Annotated in this window: 12 protein-coding genes and 1 pseudogene; 8 read left to right on the forward strand and 5 right to left on the reverse strand. The window is 61.8% G+C overall.

Going from position 1 to position 17,052, the window contains the following annotated elements:
* Nucleotides 1–8: 8 nt before the first annotated feature.
* Together ABOA88_RS00700 and ABOA88_RS00705 are read right to left on the reverse strand one after the other, a co-directional pair.
* Nucleotides 9–608 carry a TetR/AcrR family transcriptional regulator gene (locus tag ABOA88_RS00700; protein WP_043211827.1) on the reverse strand — a complete coding sequence of 200 codons (600 nt, stop codon included), beginning with the start codon at nucleotides 606–608 and terminating at the stop codon, nucleotides 9–11.
* 23 nt (nucleotides 609–631) lie between these two features.
* A complete protein-coding gene (locus ABOA88_RS00705) occupies nucleotides 632–1,228 on the reverse strand; it encodes an NAD(P)H-dependent oxidoreductase (RefSeq protein WP_196168255.1) in 597 nt (198 codons plus the stop codon).
* Between the two features lie 81 nt (nucleotides 1,229–1,309).
* Here ABOA88_RS00705 and ABOA88_RS00710 point away from each other — a divergent pair.
* A pseudogene (locus ABOA88_RS00710) lies at nucleotides 1,310–1,824 on the forward strand (2-isopropylmalate synthase); the annotation flags it as partial.
* On the opposite strand, the gene ABOA88_RS00715 reads toward ABOA88_RS00710, so the two are convergent.
* Complete coding sequence (locus tag ABOA88_RS00715; protein WP_043211831.1) at nucleotides 1,821–2,735, reverse strand: LysR family transcriptional regulator; 915 nt, start codon at nucleotides 2,733–2,735, stop codon at nucleotides 1,821–1,823. The pseudogene ABOA88_RS00710 and the gene ABOA88_RS00715 overlap by 4 nt on opposite strands.
* Before the next feature lie 208 nt (nucleotides 2,736–2,943).
* Here ABOA88_RS00715 and ABOA88_RS00720 point away from each other — a divergent pair, with 208 nt between their 5' ends.
* The 7 genes from ABOA88_RS00720 to pgm all read left to right on the forward strand — a co-directional run bounded on the left by ABOA88_RS00720 (nucleotide 2,944) and on the right by pgm (nucleotide 13,346).
* Nucleotides 2,944–3,960 (forward strand): zinc-dependent alcohol dehydrogenase family protein, encoded by a 1,017-nt coding sequence (locus ABOA88_RS00720; RefSeq protein ID WP_196168256.1) that lies wholly within the window; start codon nucleotides 2,944–2,946, stop codon nucleotides 3,958–3,960.
* Nucleotides 3,961–4,417: 457 nt separating this feature from the next.
* Nucleotides 4,418–5,815, forward strand: coding sequence for a hypothetical protein (locus ABOA88_RS00725; protein ID WP_367850751.1), 1,398 nt, complete (start codon nucleotides 4,418–4,420; stop codon nucleotides 5,813–5,815).
* Nucleotides 5,815–6,801 (forward strand): GntR family transcriptional regulator, encoded by a 987-nt coding sequence (locus ABOA88_RS00730; RefSeq protein ID WP_367850752.1) that lies wholly within the window; start codon nucleotides 5,815–5,817, stop codon nucleotides 6,799–6,801. The genes ABOA88_RS00725 and ABOA88_RS00730 overlap by 1 nt, the downstream gene beginning before the upstream one ends.
* Before the next feature lie 225 nt (nucleotides 6,802–7,026).
* Nucleotides 7,027–7,593, forward strand: a complete 567-nt coding sequence (locus tag ABOA88_RS00735) for a GNAT family N-acetyltransferase (protein ID WP_196168259.1) — start codon at nucleotides 7,027–7,029, stop codon at nucleotides 7,591–7,593.
* A 116-nt stretch (nucleotides 7,594–7,709) separates the two neighbouring features.
* Entirely contained in the window at nucleotides 7,710–9,362 is a 1,653-nt protein-coding gene (locus tag ABOA88_RS00740; protein WP_367850753.1) for a VRR-NUC domain-containing protein, read from the forward strand.
* Nucleotides 9,359–11,620, forward strand: a complete 2,262-nt coding sequence (locus tag ABOA88_RS00745) for an ATP-dependent DNA helicase (protein WP_367850754.1) — start codon at nucleotides 9,359–9,361, stop codon at nucleotides 11,618–11,620. The genes ABOA88_RS00740 and ABOA88_RS00745 overlap by 4 nt, the downstream gene beginning before the upstream one ends.
* An 88-nt stretch (nucleotides 11,621–11,708) precedes the next feature.
* A complete protein-coding gene (pgm, locus tag ABOA88_RS00750; protein WP_367850755.1) occupies nucleotides 11,709–13,346 on the forward strand; it encodes a phosphoglucomutase (alpha-D-glucose-1,6-bisphosphate-dependent) in 1,638 nt (545 codons plus the stop codon).
* 80 nt (nucleotides 13,347–13,426) lie between these two features.
* Here pgm and ABOA88_RS00755 read toward each other — a convergent pair whose 3' ends face one another.
* Together ABOA88_RS00755 and ABOA88_RS00760 are read right to left on the reverse strand one after the other, a co-directional pair.
* Nucleotides 13,427–15,583, reverse strand: a complete 2,157-nt coding sequence (locus ABOA88_RS00755) for an LTA synthase family protein (RefSeq protein ID WP_367850756.1) — start codon at nucleotides 15,581–15,583, stop codon at nucleotides 13,427–13,429.
* A gap of 170 nt (nucleotides 15,584–15,753) precedes the next feature.
* A complete protein-coding gene (locus ABOA88_RS00760; protein ID WP_196168264.1) occupies nucleotides 15,754–17,034 on the reverse strand; it encodes a hypothetical protein in 1,281 nt (426 codons plus the stop codon).
* Between the last annotated feature and the right edge of the window lie 18 nt (nucleotides 17,035–17,052).

A 17,052-nucleotide genomic window follows, 5' to 3' on the forward strand; every position in this document is an offset into this window, starting at 1 on the left:
ATCGCAGTTCAGCCGCTGCGTTTGACCATGCCCAGTATGGTCTGGCGCAGCTCTTCCTTTGCCTGCTCTGCAGTGATGTCTCCCACTACCGCAGCATCGGACAGGGCGTCGGCGGCGCCAAGCATCGCCCACAGACTGGCGCTCGATAGGCCGGCAGAGCCCGCGAAGGGCGCAAACACGTCCGCACATTTTTGGATGAACGCTTTCTGATATCGGCGTTTGACGGCCGCAAGCTCCGGAGAGCCACTGAGCGCCGCTAGGACCCCTTGGATCTCACGCCCTTGTGTCAGCACGCAATCGACATAGGCAGCGGCGAAGATACGCGCTTTGTCCGTCAAAGTGGGCTCGGCGGTTGCGACGGCGGCATCGAAAAGGGCTGTCTGTCGAATGTCGTAGTCTTCGTACAGGGCGGCGAGCAGACCATTGCGGGTTCCGAAGTGATCGTAAACCACAGGTTTGGTGATGCCTGCCACATCGGCCAGGCGACCCAGCGTGAGGGCATCCGTACCCTCATCGCCGATCAACGCCCAGGAGGCCTCCAGTAACTGGCGGGTGCGGGCTTCTCGGGGCAGGCGTCGGCGCGAAGGCACGGAAGTTGGTGAGGTCATGCTGCGGATTGTCCCACTCTTGTTCAGTGCTGGGAAGCTGCCATACCGGCGCCCATCTTGTACGCAGTCTCCAGATGAACCTGCGGATAACCCTCATCCGATGCCAGAAGCAAGGTGGAGCTGTGCACGCGGGCTCCGCAGTAATCGAAAATACCGTGGTCGATCTGGGTCTTCATCGCAGGCCCGTAGCCGTGTCGAATGAAGGTCCCTTCATCGGCGCCGCCAACGGCAACCAGGTGGACCTGCAGACGCTGCAGCTTTTTCACGACTTTGCCATTGCCACTGTCCTCGTAGGCCCAGCCCATAGAAAACACCCGATCAATCCAGCCTTTGAGCAAGGCAGGGAATGACCACCAATAGATCGGGTAAACAATGACCACGGCATCGGCACGATCCAGTCGCTCTTGCTCACAGGCCACGTCAGCAGGCGCTGCGGCTTGTTTCATGAAGAGTGCTTGATCCTCCCGGTTGAAACGCGGATCGAAACCTTCGGCAGCGAGATCTGCAAATTCAGTAGTGTGCTGCGCGTCTGAAGCGGCTATGCCCAGGGCGACGTGCCGGGCAATGGCATGGGTCAAGGAATCGGGATTGGGGTGGGCGACGACGATCAGGCTGTGCATGGCGATACTCCGGCAGATTGGCGAGCGGCTGTCGAGACCATAGGTGACCGCTGGCTGTTAGCTACTGAAAGTAACCTACCATTGGTAACTTGTCGAATATCTTGCGCAGGTGCCAGACGACGGTATCGCTTTGTCGATATGCGTGACGGTAACCAGGCACTGATCGAGCCGACGAATGCTGAGCGCAAGCGGCGTTTCTTCGACTTGCTGGTGAACGTCGGTTTCAAACAGATTGAAGTGGGTTTCCCGGCCGCTTCACAAACCGACTACGACTACGACTACCACGGGCCATCGTGCATGTTTATAACGCCACTGCTCCCGTATTTCGGGATGTGGTGTTCGGCGTGGATCGGGCTGGCTGCATCGAGATTGCCACCCAGGCACCCGGTGAGATCAAGGCGCTGATGCAGGCCAACCCGCAGACGCACTGGACTTACCAATATTCGCCTGAAACCTTTTGCTTCACCGAGCTCGATTTTGGTCTGGAAATCTGTGAAGCGGTGATCGATGTATTCGAACCGTCACCAACCAACAAGATGATCCTGAACCTGCCCATCACCGTGGAAGTCTCCACCGCTAACGTGCTTGGCGATCAGAGGCTGTCAGGATCCCCGAAGAACATCTGTATCCGCGACCTCAACCACCGCTCGGCCGGGTCGTTGTCCTGTGCGCCGCGCCAGGCCATGTGCAGCTCGAAGGTGCGCACGTCCAAGGGCAGGTCTTCGGCGCGCAGGCCGCCGGCAGCGGTCAGTGCGTCGGCGGTGTAGTCAGGCACCGTGGCTACGATGTCGGTGCCGGCCAGCAGGCTGCCCAGGCCGTTGAACTGCGGCACGGCCAGGACCACATGGCGCTTGCGTCCGATCTGTTCGAGGGCTTCGTCGATGAAGCCGGACAGATCGCCTGCGAACGACACCAGGGCATGGGGCCGTGCGCAGAAATCATCGAGGCTCAGGCTGCCGGGCATGCTGTCGGCGCGTAGCAGCTTGGGCTGGCTACGGCGCAGGATCTTGCGCTTTGCGTTGGCTGGCAGTTCGTTGGTGTAGCTCACGCCCACCGAGATTTCGCCGGAGGCGAGCAATGTGGGCATCAGCAGGTAGTTGACTCGACGCACCACCAACACGATGCCCGGCGCTTCGGCGCGGATCCGCTTGAGCAACAGCGGCAGCAGGGCGAATTCGGCGTCGTCGGAGAGGCCGATGCGAAACACCGAGGTGCTGGTGGCCGGGTCGAAGTCGGCGGCGCGGCTGACGGCCGTGGAGATCGAGTCCAGCGCCGGCGAGAGCAGGGCGAAGATCTCATGAGCCCTGGCCGAGGGCTCCATGCTGCGCCCGGTCCGCACGAACAGCGGGTCATCGAAGAGGGTACGCAGGCGCGACAGGGCGGCACTGATCGCCGGCTGGCCGAGGAACAGCTTCTCGGCGGCACGGGTCACGCTGCGCTCGTGCATGAGTGTCTCGAACACGATCAGCAGGTTCAGGTCTACGCGGCGCAGGTCGTTACGGTTCATCGAAGAGTGCTCGGCCTAAAGTAGGTCAGGGATGAATCTTAAGGCCAAAGGCTGGTACCCTGCACCGATTTCCGGGGACCAATGCACGGATTTGCCAGGAGCCCAATCGATGACAGGCATGTCAACTATTAATAGCCACTGATGGTCTTGCGGCAAAAGCCCGGATAAAGTCCGTGGTAATACGAGATTCACGAAGGCGAGGTATGTGATGTCCCGCATGATTCGTTTCCACAAGTTCGGCGCCGCCGACGTTCTGCGCTGCGAAGAGCAGACCGAGCCGTCCCCTGCGACGGGCGAGGTGCAGATCCGCGTCCAGGCCATTGGCGTCAGTTGGTACGACGTGCTCTGGCGGCAGAACCTGGCACCCTCCCAGGCACGCCTGCCGGCGGGCATCGGCCATGAAATGGCCGGGGTAGTGACAGCGGTCGGCGAGGGCGTCGAGGACATCGCCGTGGGCGATCGGGTCGCCAGCTTCCCGGCCACCAGCGCCAACGAACACCCGGTCTATGGCGATGTCATCGTTCTGCCGCGCACCGCCATCACCCGTTACCCCGACATCCTGACGCCGATCGAAGCCAGCGTGCATTACACACCGCTTCTGATCGCCTACTTTGCCTACGTCGATCTGGCACGTGCGAAAGCTGGGCAGACCGCTTTAGTCACTGACGCCAGCCATTGCGCGGGACCGGCTTTCGTACAACTGGGCAAGGCACTGGGTTTGAAGGTGTTCGCCGCCACCAAGGAACCTGAGCAACGCGACTACCTGCTGAGCCTTGGCGCCGAAAAAGTGATCGTCACCGAAGAGCAGGACCTGCTGATGCAGGTGGCCAAATACACCGATGGCCGCGGCGTCGACATGGTCCTGGACGGCATGGGCGGGCCGCAGATGTCGCTGCTTGGAGATGTCCTGGCACCGCGCGGCAGCCTGGTGCTGTACGGCCTGCAGGGCGGAAACCAGACGCCATTCCCGGCCTGTGCGGCGTTTCAGAAGAACATTCAGTTCTATGTGCACTGCATCGGCAATTTCACCGGCAAGCCGGAGCTGGGCATTGCCCAGGACCAGGTTGCCTTGCAACGCGCCCTGCGTGACATCAACCAGTTCACCGCCGATCAGTTGCTGACCCCTCAGATCAGCAAGGTTTATCCCTTCACCGATGTGGTCGAAGCCCATCGCGATATGGATGAATGCCCCTGTGGAGGGCGGATCGTCTTGACGATGGGTTAATCCAACCTTGTCATCATGCAAATAAAAAGCCCGGGCCTTTGGTCCGGGCTTTTTATTTGGGTCTAGCTAGAGATAAATCCTACGCAGCATTGAATGTTATCTTACAGATAAAAGTTGACAATTAGTAAGTGAGGTATTGGCCCGCGGTCATGCCACTGCGTCTTAACTTTTAACGATTAAAGCGGACATGGGTGAATGGTTTTTTTACCCAGATCTGTATCTTTTATTCGTAATGCAACCTTCGATAATGGCCCTGTACGGACGATTGATAGGAGCGTTGGATGGGCTTGGGAAGGCTTTGGCGCGTGTGCGCCGGTACGCGGAGTGAGTTTGCTTGGGTGGTGCACTTCTGTACCTCCCAAAGTTTTGTAGGAAAGATCTGTAAAGTTGGAATAATCCCGCTGTTTATTTCGCACTTTACGTTCGAACACCGTAATGAAGAACAGGGAGCGTTCGGATGAGCAGTCTTCATGACCAGGCCATGCAGTCCATCTACCAACAGGTACTGGACCGCGTATGCAATCAAATGCCCCGTGGGCAGCACACCTCGCTGCAATTGTTGATCCAGCGGTTGACGGTCGCTGCTGGCGGGGAGCAGTACATTGGTGAGCTCCGGTTGCTGGTGGTGCTGGGTAGCGACCGTCGCAGTGCGCACCTGCTGGCGAATCTGCGCGCTGCCCAGTTGCGTCTGGCCATGCGTGGCGGCCGGACCTTCCGCTTGAGGGTGATCGTGAGCTGCCTACCCACATCCGATCCACACATGCTGCTGGGTCATGAGCGCCTGTTCAACGCGCTGTTCATGCAGGACGACCCTCGGGTAGAGCTGCTCATGCTGGAGGACGACAAGGTCGTGTCGTTCAGCACCTGCAACGCACAAACCGTGCAGCCCTGGGCGGGTTCGCGGCAGGCCTTGCTGATGTTCGGGCACCTCACCGAGGCGACCCCCAAGGCCCTGCTGGGCTGTCGGCTGCACCTGCAACTGGCCGGCGCCTTGCAAGGGGCGCTCGACCACAGCGGCGCTGCCACCGCCTTGGTCACGGCCCTGCCAGACCGCGAGCGCAGACGTGTCATGGCCTGGGGGCGGCGTGTCCTGCGTCTGGCCGGGGAGCTCGAGGGGCTTGGCGACGTGGCTCGATGTGCTGCGGCGTTGGCCGAAGGGTTGAGTCGCTTGCATATGCGAGTCGGGGCACCGTTGGGACGGTGTCTGGACATGCCGATGGCAATGCACCGTGAATTGCCGCTCCAGATGTTGGCGGTGGACGACTTGCTTTGTCCCTCGAGCGAGGCGCATCACCTGGACGCGATGCTGGGCCCGCAAAAAGAGCTTGGTGTAGCCGATACGTCACTGGGCGCCTGGACAGCGTCCGGCGTGGTGGAAAACCTGGCGGGGTTGCATGCACATCTGCTGGTGCGACAGGCCCGATGGCGAGAGGGTCACCTGTCCCTGAAAGATGCGCGCGCGAGCTGGTGGCTGCGTGTGCAGCAGCAGGGCAGGGCGTCATTCCTGCAGGCTCTGGGGCTCGATGAGGCCCAACTGGCGTGCCTGCTGTTCAGCCCCTTCAGCGGGCGAGGTAAAAAGCTTGCGGACTTCGTGCACGCCTGCCATCCGCGCATGCGAGTGGCCTTGCCGTATCTGCACAAGGCACTGCAAGGCAAACCTTGCCCTGAAACCATCAAGCACTGGTTGGTGGACGTCAGTGGGTTGAGCCTGATGCAGTTGCAGGCGATCTACGCTGGCTGCCTCGAGCCATCCGCTTGGCGTCTGCTGGTCAATCTGACGCGGCGGGATGCAGCGCTGCGGTGGCTGCCACCCCTGGACTCTGTGCCGGTGATCGTACGCCAGGCGGCATTCTGATGGGACGTTCGGCACGTGGGGAGTTCGCCTACCAGTGCGTGTATCGCTATCTGGATGCCCTGATTGCCCAGGCCGATTACGCAGAACAAGGGCGTTTGCCCTCCTTGCGCGTCCTGGCCCAGCGTCTTCGGGTTTCGCTGGCGACTGTACAGTGCGCATACAGCCTGTTGGAGCGCCAAGGCCGGGTTCGCTCTGTGCCCAAATCTGGGTACTTCGTGAATTTTGCCGAGCGGGAGATCGCTTCGACAGGGGCGCATGCGCCTCTGGCCCCTCCGGTATCCATCCCGGCAATGCCATCACCTCGGACGCTGGAGCGCACCTTGCTCGCCCATGAACGGCGCCTCTCGCGCCAGGGTGGGCAGGCAACGTGGCGCTTAGGCAGCGGCGCGTTGTTGCGTAGCGTTCTGGCCGCCCGCTACACCCGTGCTTCTGGCCATTGCTGGAATGCTCGGCACGTGCACTTGGCCACGGATGTGCAGGCCTTGCTTGAAACGCTGTTGCTTGCCCTGCGTCTTCAAGGGGCTACGCTGGGCGCCGAAGCGCCTTATGCCTACTTGCTGTGTCGCCAACCGGGCGTCGACGAAGCCATCGCCCGACGCGGCTTTTTGCTACCCCCGCTGCGCCAGCAAGCGGTCGCGCATACGTTCACAAAAGGGGAGGTCGACGATAGCCTGCCTGCCTTGCGCTTTGATCTGCAGACCCGAATGGAATACCTCTGCAGTCGAATCGAGCTGCGCCTGGGCGCGCACCTGGCATTTGCCAGGCCTGATGGAGGGTGGGGGATCTGGGCACGGCTGAACCGGCCGATCGATATGGACGCCATTCTGGCCGCGGCGGCGGGTAGCCCTTTGTCCGTCATTCCCGGTGAGCTGTTCGGGCTCAAGGGCAGTTTCCCGCAGCATGTGCTGTTGGCCTGGTGCGCCGAGTCGTGGGATGGCCTGGAACACGTGTTACGCCGGTTGGGAAGAGTGCTTGTCAGTCGTTGAGAGCGTTCGTCCTTTGAGTGTTTTCGCTAGGGATCATGCGTGCTTTCAAATTTAAAGCGGTCATCGTAAGTTGAGTTTTTATTATTGCCTGGGTGCGACATTTAAATAGCTTTGTACGACGCGCTTTCAAGCCGGTTAATAACATCAGCATGTCTTTTAATAAGCGTGTTGAAACACGCTTTCCTACACGCTATAAGGGGCGTCACTTTGTCTGGAGTCGTCTACATGGCCGTCGAATTTCGTCCGGGTCGCAGCTCGGATGCGCGTGACATTGCTCGGTTGTTTCAAATAACTTCCGAAGGGGTAGCCGATTATATTTGGAGCCAGTTGGCAGAGCCGGGCCAGGATTTGCTGGATGTCGGCACTGCCCGTTATGCCCGTGATAACGTGGATTTCTCCTACCAGAACTGTTTAATTGCAGAAGCCGATGGGCAGGTCATCGGCATGATGCATAGCTACGCGATGTATCACGATCCAGACCCCGCCCCGGTGACTGACCCTGTATTGGCGCCTTATGCCGATATGGAAGTTCCCGATACCCTCTACATTTCGAGCTTGGCTCTTCACGATGGCTGGCGTAATCAGGGCTTGGGTGCACGGTTCCTTGAACAGGCTCAGCAACGTGCTGATCTATTGGGTCTCAAGGGCCTGAGTTTAATCGACTATGCAGCGAACACTGGTGCCCGGCGCTTTTACGAGCGGCACGGTTTCAAGATCGTCAAAACCTGCACTATCGTGCCCCACCCGATGGTTCGAGTGAGCGGGGAAGCGTATCTGATGCACCGGCCTTGACGGCGCTTGGGCGGTAAGTATCACTAAGCTCGCCAGCGAGGCGACCTGTAGCACTTGCCAGCGCTCAGGGTCTGTATGTATAACCAGTACCCTGTTCCCATACCTGAACGCGCACCGTGATTGCCCATTCCGTCGACGACCCTCTTTATTACCTGCATAACTTCCGGCAGGTCCTGGCCTGGGTCGAGCAGCGCTACGCCGATCTGCTTGATGATGCCGAGCAGGGCTTTCTACAGGCATTCGAGCAGTTGCCCCAGCCTGCCCAAGCCTTGCTGGTTCGGATGGTCATGCGCAAGGGCGAACTGTTTCGCAGTGACAGGCTCGACTACGCCGAAATCGGTGATTGCACGTCGGCGCTGCAGCCGCTGCTGGCGTTGGGATGGGTCAGCGATGACGCCGTCCTGACCCTGGAGCAATTGTTCGATGTGCTGCGCAAACAGGAGCTGGCCCAGTGCTTTGCCGCCCACCTGAGCAGGCCACGGGCTGCCAAGGGTGAACTGCTTGCGCAGTTGCAGCCCTTAGCGCTGGCGCCCCGCACGCTGGTTGAGTGGTTTGCGCAATCTCCGATACGTATCCTCCATTGGCGCCTGCAGCCATTATGTGACCGCTTGCGCTTGTTGTTTTTCGGCAATCTTTATCAGGACTGGTCGGAGTTTGTGCTGGCCGATCTGGGGTTGCTGCGTTATGAGCAAGTGCCGTTGTGCGCTGATTCACGCGCCTTGCGCCAGCGCACGGAGATCGACCTGGCCATGGCGCTGCACCAGTGTGCCGACCGGCTGGAGCAAGGGGAGGACGCCGACTCGCTGCTGGCTGCCCTGGAGGGCCTGGACAGCGACAACCCATGGTTGGCACGGCGACGCGGGCGACTGATGTACAGCATCGGCCAGCAGTGCGAGCGACGGGGGGACTGGGACCAGGCTTTGGCGGTCTATGCCCGCAGTGATCATCCCGAGGCGCGTGTACGCCAGGTGCGGGTGCTGGAGCGCAGTGAGCAGTGGGAGCGGGCGCAGGCACTGGCGCTGGAATTGGCCGCCTCGCCTGCCAATGCCCAGGAGCAACAAGCCCTGGCGCGCATGCTGCCACGCCTGGCGCGCAAGCTCGGTGGACCGCCGCAAGCACGCCGCCGCCCGGCGGACCTGGCGTTGATCGAATTACAGCTACCGGTCGAACGCTCTGCCTTCGGTGTCGAAGAAGCGGTACGACTGCACCTGACCGAGGGTGCAAGCACCTGTCATTACGTCGAAAACACCCTGTTCAACAGCCTGTTCGGCCTGTTGTGCTGGGATGCGATCTTCGCCCCGGTACCAGGCGCCTTCTTCCATCCATTCCAGGCCGGCCCTCAGGACCTGCACGACAGCGACTTCCAGCAACGGCGTGCAGCGCTGTTCCAGGCTTGCCTGAGCCGGCTCGACGATGGCAGCTACCGTCAGGCCATGCGCGACTGTTTCGCCGCCAAGCATGGGCTGCAATCACCGTTCGTGTTCTGGCCGATGCTCACCCCCGAACTGCTCGAGCAAGCCCTGGCGTGCATACCCGCAGCCCACCTCAAACACTGTTTCATCCGCCTCTTGCAGGACATTCGCAGCCATCGCGCGGGCATGCCTGACCTGATCCAGTTCTGGCCGGCCGAAGGGCGTTACCGCATGGTCGAGGTCAAGGGGCCTGGGGATCGACTGCAGGACAACCAGTTGCGTTGGCTCGATTTCTGCCGCGAGCACGACTTGCCGGTGGCGGTGTGCCATGTACGTTGGACCGAGGCGCCGGCATGACCTACACCGTGGCAGTCCGGGCGTTGTGCGAGTTCAGCGCCAAGGTAGGCGACCTGGACCTGCGCTTCACGCCATCGCCCACGGCCCAGGAAGGGGTCGCCGGTCATCGTCGGGTTGTGGCGCGGCGCGGCGTGGACTACGAAGCGGAGGTAGCGCTGCAAGGGCAATACCAGAGCTTGTACGTGCGTGGCCGAGCCGATGGATATGACCCGGTGCGCAATCGCCTGGAAGAGATCAAGACCCATCGCGGCGACCTCGCCCGTCAGCCGGACAACCATCGTCAGTTGCACTGGGCGCAGGCCAAGGTCTATGCCTGGCTGCTGTGCCAGGCCCGGGAGCTGGAGACGATCGAAGTCGCGCTGGTCTACCTGGACGTGGACAGCGACCGCCAGACACTGATTAGCGAGCTGCACACCGCCTCGGACTTGCAGCGCTTTTTCGAGGGCCAGTGCCAGCGATTTCTGGCCTGGGCCCAGGTCCAGCAGCAGCGCCTGGTCGAGCGTGACAGGGACCTCAAGGCTTTGGGGTTTCCCTACCCGCAGTTTCGCCAGGGCCAGCGCCAGTTGGCCGAGACACTGTACAAGGCAGTGAGCACTGGCCGCTGCCTGATGGCCCAGGCCAGCACCGGCATCGGCAAGACCCTAGGAACTTTGTTCCCATTGCTCAAGGCCATGGCACCCCAGCAACTGGACAAAGTGTTCTTCCTGACCGCCAAGACCCCAGGCCGGGCCCTGGCGCTGGACGCCTTGCGTCAGATCACCGATGCCACGCCGCAGCCGGCTTTGCGCACCCTGGAGCTGATCGCGCGGGACAAAGCCTGCGAACACCCCGGCAGCGCCTGTCACGGCGAGTCCTGTCCGTTGGCCCGGGGCTTCTACGACCGGCTGCATGCCGCGCGCGAGGAGGCGGCGCGCCGACCACTGCTCGACAAGGCGGGGCTTCGCGAGGTGGCGTTGGCGCACCAGGTCTGTCCTTACTACCTGGGTCAGGAAATGGCGCGTTGGGCCGATGTACTGGTGGCCGACTACAACTATTATTTCGACGCCCACGCCTTGCTGCATGCCCTTACCCAAGCCAACCAGTGGCGTGTGGCAGTGCTGGTGGACGAGGCGCACAACCTGGTCGAGCGGGGGCGGGGGATGTACAGCGCAAGCTTGGACCAAGGCCAGTTGGCCAGCCTGCGCCAGAGCAAACCCCTTGGCGTGGGCAGTACCCTCGAGCGTTTGAACCGGCAGTGGAACGCCCTGTACAAGGCGCAACAAGCCCCTTATCAGACGCTCGATCGGCTGCCTGAGGACTTCCTGCGGGCGCTTGCGCAGTGCATCGGCCTGATCCAGGAGCGCTTGGAGCAGGCGCCTGGCGAGGTCGACCCGGCGCTGTTGCAGTTCTTCTTCCAGGCCCTGCAGTTCACCCGGGTCGCTGAGCTGTTCGACGATCACTTCATCTTCGACGTGACCTTGCGCGCGGGCCCGCGCAAGCGTCGCCTGGCGACCTTGTGCCTGCGCAACGTGGTGCCAGCGCGGTTGCTGGGGCCGCGCATGCAGGCCGCGCGTAGTGTCACGCTGTTCTCCGCCACCCTGAGCCCACGGCATTACTACGCCGACCTGTTGGGCATGCCGACCGACACGGCCTGGCTGGAGGTGGCGGCGCCGTTTCGCGCCGAACAACTGGCGGTGCGCATCGTCAGCGAGGTGTCCACCCGCTACCGGGAACGCCAGGCGTCCCTGGAGCCGATCGTCGAACTGATCGCCGAGCAGTATCGAGACCGGCCGGGCAATTACCTGGCGTTCTTCAGCAGCTTCGAATACCTAGGGCAGGTGGCCACCTTGCTCGCCGAGCGCTATCCGGCAATCCCACGATGGGAGCAGGCACCAGGCATGGACGAAGGCGCGCGCGAGGCGTTTCTGGACCGTTTCGTGCCCGATGGCAAAGGCGTCGGCTTTGCGGTGCTGGGCGGCGCCTTCGGCGAAGGTGTTGACCTGCCTGGCAGTCGTTTGATCGGCGCGTTCGTCGCCACCCTGGGGCTTCCCCAGGTCAACCCGGTCAACGAGCAGTTCAAGCAGCGCCTGGGGCGCCAGTTTGGCGCGGGCTTCGACTACGCCTATCTCTACCCTGGCGTGCGCAAGGTGATCCAGGCCGCAGGCAGGGTCATTCGAGGCGATCAGGACCGTGGCGTGCTGCTTTTGATCGACGAGCGCTTCGCCGAACCACGGGTGCAGCAGATGTTCCCGGCCTGGTGGCAGACCGGTCGCGAATAATCCGCGCAGGCCCCATCGCACGGCGTTGCAACTCCCAGTACACTGCGTGTTCCAACACCAACATTCCTGTTGATCTCGAGGTTCTTGCATGACGCTCAGTCCTTTGGCAGGCAAGCCGGCTCCGGCCAGCGTGCTGGTCGATATCCCCCGCCTGCTCACCGCCTACTACACCGGACGTCCCGATGCCGCGGTGGCGGCTCAGCGTGTGGCCTTCGGCACCTCAGGGCATCGTGGGACGTCGCTGGAACTGAGTTTCAACGAAGATCACGTACTGGCGATCACACAGGCCATCTGCCTGTATCGCCAGGAAAAAGGCATCGATGGCCCGCTGTTCGTCGGCGCCGATACCCATGCGCTGTCGGCACCGGCCGCAGCCAGTGCCCTGGAAGTACTCGCCGCCAACGGAGTGCAGGTGATGCTGTCCAAGGACGATGAGTACACGCCCACCCCGGCCGTGTCCCATGCCATTCTCTGCCATAACCGTGGCCGTCAGCAGGGGCTTGCCGATGGCGTGGTCATCACGCCGTCGCACAATCCGCCGCAAAGCGGCGGCTTCAAGTACAACCCGCCTAATGGCGGCCCGGCCGACAGCGATGTGACCAAGTGGATCGAAGCCAAGGCCAACGAACTGTTGGCCGCAGGTCTTGCTGGCGTCAAGCGCATGGACCATGCCCAGGCCCTGCAGGCCGCCACCACCCAGCGTTACGACTATGTCGGCCGCTATGTGGCAGATCTCGAGAACGTCATCGACTTCGACGTCATCCGCGCTGCCAAGCTGCGCCTGGGCGTCGACCCGCTGGGCGGGGCAGGGGTGCGCTACTGGCAGGCGATCGCCGAGCACTACCGCCTGGATCTGGAAGTGGTCAACACCGAGGTCGACCCGACATTCCGGTTCATGACCGTCGACTGGGATGGCCAGATCCGCATGGACCCCTCTTCGCCCCATGCCATGCAGGGCCTGATTGGCCTGCGCGAGCGCTTCGACGTGGCCTTCGCCTGCGACCCGGACCACGACCGCCATGGCATCGTCACTCCCGATGGCTTGCTGCAACCGAACAACTACCTGGCCGTGGCCATCGATTACCTGTTCCGGCATCGCCCGCAGTGGCGCAGCGATGCAGCGGTGGGCAAGACCGTCGTCAGCAGCGGCCTGATCGACCGCGTGACCGCTCGCTTGGGCCGTGAGTTGTACGAAGTGCCGGTGGGCTTCAAGTTCTTTGCCCAGGGGCTGTTCGACGGTTCGCTCGGCTTTGGTGGCGAGGAGAGTGCCGGTGCTTCGTTCCTGCGCAAGGACGGCACGGTCTGGGCCACTGACAAGGATGGTTTGATTCCGGCGTTGCTGGCTGCGGAAATGACCGCCCGCACCGGCCGAAATCCAAGCCAGGCCTATGCCGACTTGACCGAGTCCTTGGGCAAGCCGTACGCGACGCGTGTGGAAGCCAAGGCAGATGCCCGGCAGAAGGCGCTGTTGAGCAAGCTGGCGCCCGAGCAGGTGACCTCCACCGAGCTTGCCGGCGAGCCGATCGAACAGATCCTCAGCCATGCGCCAGGCAATGGCCAGGCCATTGGCGGTTTGAAGGTGATGACGGCCAACGGTTGGTTTGCAGCGCGCCCGTCCGGCACTGAAGACATCTACAAGATCTACGCCGAGAGCTTCATCGATGAAGCGCACCTTCAGCGCCTGGTGCAGGAGGCGCAGGTGTTGGTGGATTCGGCAATCGCCTGATAGAGAGCGGGGTTGTCCAGCAGCCCCGTCACGGCATGAGACTGCTCCCACTGACACGGTGGGAGCGTCCCCTGGGTGATTCAGCCGCCTCCGGCAAAGCCGGTGATCACACTGAAGTCACTGACCTCGACCTTGCCCCCGCCATACCCCAACAGGTGGAATGAAAACGCCTTGCGCACCGACGGGTTGTCGAAACCGAATTCCAGCTCCAGCGGCTGATCGGCTGTAACGATGATTTCCTCCGGCAAACCCAACGGTACATCCTGCTCGAATTCCTTGGCCTTGAGCTGAATGTAGGCGTCGTGTTTCGGGTCGAGGGAGCGCACCTTCACGCGTACACGGGTATGGGTGCCTTGGGGCATTTCCAGGTATTGGGCACCGATGAGGTTGTCGGCCCAGTCATCGCGGATGCGTTTGTGCAGGGTGATGGCTGCCGGGCCACCGAACTGGTAGCGCAGATTGAGCGGGGTTTGCAGCAGCGACTGGTCCAACGTGCTGGCCAGGGCAGTGAGCTGCTGGCCTATGATCTCGTTGCCTCGGCCCAGATACTGGGCATGGTCGGCAATGAAGCCTTGGCTTGCGTAGCGGCGGCAGCGCTCTTGGAAGTCGCACTCGGTCAGGGTGCCGTGACCGTCGTGATAGCGCAGTATGCCGTTGGTGTAGGAGATCATTTCACGCCCCGTGTCGTAGTCGCGGAACAGCGAGCGTCCGCTCAACGCAGCCGGGATGGGCAAGGCGAAGTAGTCGAGTAGGGACGTGGCGAGGTCCACATGGCCATAAGTGCCTTGCTTGAGGCGCGGCAGTTGAGCCTGCTCCGGTGCCAAGGTCAGGTTGAACCCCCATGAGGAGGCCAGGCGCACGCCATCGATACCGTGGGACTCATCGGAGGTGATGACCACCAGGGTGTCCTTGAGCACGCCTTGGCGCTCGAGGTTGTCGAGGAAGGCGCCCAGGGCATCATCCAGGTAGGCCACTGCCGCCTGCTTGGCAGTGTCGTAGCGCTGCAGGTAGCGCTCTGGCGCTGAATAGGGCTGATGGGTGCCGACGGTCAGCAGGGTGAGCATCCAGGGCTGCTTTTGCTTGCGCAGATTGGCCACGTACTTCTGGGCACCTTCGAAGAAGGCACGATCATCCTTGCCCCAAGGGAAATGCAGGTAGTTCTTGTTGGTGAACCACTCCTGGCCATGCACTGACGCGAAGCCGATGTGCGGCATGATCCGGTCCTTGGCCATGAAGCGTAGGCCAGCACCTTGCAGGTAATGGGTGCTGAAGCCGGCCTGGCGAAGCTGCGCTGGCAGGCATGCTTGGTTGCGCAGGTCCTGGGTCAGCAGCTCCATGCCTTTGGGCGTGCCGTTGGCGAGCTTGTCGTAGTCGCCGCAGAGCAGGGCGTACAGGCCGCGGATCGTCTGGTGGGTATGCAGTACATAATCGGGTGTGTTCATGCCTCGCTCCGCCCAGCGGCTGAGGTTGGGCATGAGCTCTTCGTCAAAATGGCTGTGCAGGGCTTGACGGTTGGCGCGTACATAGGCGCCAGGGATGCCTTCCAGGGCAATCACCAGCACGTTGCGGGCCTTGCCCGGCGCATCGAGCAGCTTGCGGCCGTTGAGGTCCGACTGGGTCAGGCCGGCGATGGGCAACACGGGCACGGGTTGCTCGTTGCCCAAGGCGCTGGAGGCGGCGCGTTGCACATTGCCCACTGCGGCGGCAAGCAGCTGGTGGGGCAGGTTGTACTGACGCCATTGATCGGCGTCGGAGGGGATCAGATGCTGGCTGGCCCAATGCACCCCCAGCAACACCACAGGGATGGCCCAGGCCTTGCGCGGCAGGGGCGTATCCCGTTGGCCACGGCTGCGCCAGACGCTGACCAACCAGGCCAGCAGCCCGGCGACCAACAGCCAGGGCAGCCAGGCGTGTGCCAGCGCGCCGCCGGTTGAGTTCTCCATGAACTGCGGATCGAACAGGTAGGTGAGGTCGGTGCTGTTGGGCAGTCGACCGACTGCGCTCACCAGCTCTGCCGAAGCCACCAGCAATGCGCCCCAGATCAGCAGTATGGGCAGCGCCAGCCACCAGGCGCGACGATGCAGAAGCAGCACCAACAGGCTTGCGACCGCGATATCGGACAGGTAGCCGAAGGGGTTGGACCAGCCGAGCAAGGCCCTTGTACCCAGTGGGATCACCAGCACCAGGACCGCCAAGGCGAGCAGTCGGGCACGGGGATGACCGAGTATGTTCTTCACAAAGACTTCCTTCTTGTCATGAAACAGTCACTCAAGTGTGCTCCATGATAACAGGCGTTCGGCGCTGGGCAGGGCTTGCGGACAGAGGGCAAGATGTGGCGCGGCCCGCATACTCATTACAAAAGATTGCATAAAGGACAGCATTGGGGTGCTGGGCACCCCGGTTGTCATCAGAAGTAATAGGGAAACTTGAGGCTGAACGAGAAGTCCGGTGCATCGTCGGTCAGTCCGATGGACAGGTTCGGGACAATGGTCAGGTTGTTGGTGGCCGCGAAAGTCATGCCGATGTTGAAGTTCGCCGCGTTGTAATCGCTGTTGGAAATCGACTGCCAATCGCCACCATCGGGCTTGATCTTGCTTTTGCTGGAGAACTGATCGGTGAACGAGAACGACATGCTCATCTTTTCGTTCAGGGCAAACGCGATACCACCGCCGATCTGCCACGAATCACCGAGTTTCACATCACCTTTGACCTTGGTCCCCACCTGCGGGCTGATGTCACTGAACGAGTCCTGCATGTTGTAGGTGTATTGCAAGCTGGCGAACAGCACCGCCGGGTCAAAGGTCTTGACCAGCGAGAGGCCAGGCGAGATCGACCAGACCCCGTTGCCGGTCGGCAGGTCCTCGGGGACCGCCAGGTTGTCGTTGCCGGGGCTCTGGATCAGCTTGATGCCGTACGGATCCTTGCCGGTCGGGGCCTTGACCCGCAGGGTTGCCACCGCGTCAGGCCAAGTTTCCGACTCGTCGAGGAACTTGTAGGCGATCCCGAAGTTGACGTCGCCGATGGTCGGGTCACGGGTCACCGTATCCTCGGAGGTGACCCCGGCGGCACCGCCCGCGCCACCAGAGGAATAGCTCGACTCGCGGTAAACAATGGGGACGTTTATGTCGAACTGCCAGCGTTGGTCAAGGTTGTAGCGGCCGGTGAGGTCCAGGGTCCAGTTGTCTGCCTTGATGCGGTCGATGTTGATATTGCCGAGGAAAATCGCGTCCAGCGCCAGGAACCCGTTGAGCGTCAGGGCACGTGTATCGTAGTGGGTATAGGTGATGCCGGTTTCAAAGCTGAATTTGCCCCCACCAAAGAAGCCGCTGGCTTCGTCATAGAGGTTGGACACACTCTGTGCCGGCTCCGAATTGTCCTGCAGCGACTGACCATAGGAACTGCCGGTGGTGCCCGGCGCGCCGGAGGCTACGGTTTGGCTGCCTTTGACGCCCTCGGCGGGTGATTTGGTCAGGCGTCTGGGGGGTGGGGCCGCGGGCGCCTCCTCGACCTGACGCAGCCGTTGTTCAAGCACCATCAACGCATTCTGTTGTGCTTCGTAGCGCTGTTTCAGCGCGATCAACTCCTGTTTCAGTGCTTCGACCTGGGGATCGGTTGCTGCTTGTAGCAGGGTGGCCGGGGTCAGGGTACTCAAACAAACGATAGCTCTGAGCGTCAACAAACGGTGCATGGGTTAGCCGTCCCTTTT

Origin of the sequence: Pseudomonas sp. PKS (assembly GCF_051913525.1) — a bacterium.
Classification (GTDB): Bacteria; Pseudomonadota; Gammaproteobacteria; order Pseudomonadales; family Pseudomonadaceae; genus Aquipseudomonas; species Aquipseudomonas guariconensis_D.

Bases quoted from the DNA above. Each gene is read 5' to 3' on its own strand.
- ABOA88_RS00700 (WP_043211827.1), bottom strand. From the start codon at position 608: ATGACCTCACCAACTTCCGTGCCTTCGCGCCGACGCCTGCCCCGAGAA.
- ABOA88_RS00705 (WP_196168255.1), bottom strand. From the start codon at position 1,228: ATGCACAGCCTGATCGTCGTCGCCCACCCCAATCCCGATTCCTTGACC.
- ABOA88_RS00715 (WP_043211831.1), bottom strand. From the start codon at position 2,735: ATGAACCGTAACGACCTGCGCCGCGTAGACCTGAACCTGCTGATCGTG.
- ABOA88_RS00720 (WP_196168256.1), top strand. From the start codon at position 2,944: ATGTCCCGCATGATTCGTTTCCACAAGTTCGGCGCCGCCGACGTTCTG.
- ABOA88_RS00725 (WP_367850751.1), top strand. From the start codon at position 4,418: ATGAGCAGTCTTCATGACCAGGCCATGCAGTCCATCTACCAACAGGTA.
- ABOA88_RS00730 (WP_367850752.1), top strand. From the start codon at position 5,815: ATGGGACGTTCGGCACGTGGGGAGTTCGCCTACCAGTGCGTGTATCGC.
- ABOA88_RS00735 (WP_196168259.1), top strand. From the start codon at position 7,027: ATGGCCGTCGAATTTCGTCCGGGTCGCAGCTCGGATGCGCGTGACATT.
- ABOA88_RS00745 (WP_367850754.1), top strand. From the start codon at position 9,359: ATGACCTACACCGTGGCAGTCCGGGCGTTGTGCGAGTTCAGCGCCAAG.
- pgm (WP_367850755.1), top strand. From the start codon at position 11,709: ATGACGCTCAGTCCTTTGGCAGGCAAGCCGGCTCCGGCCAGCGTGCTG.
- ABOA88_RS00760 (WP_196168264.1), bottom strand. From the start codon at position 17,034: ATGCACCGTTTGTTGACGCTCAGAGCTATCGTTTGTTTGAGTACCCTG.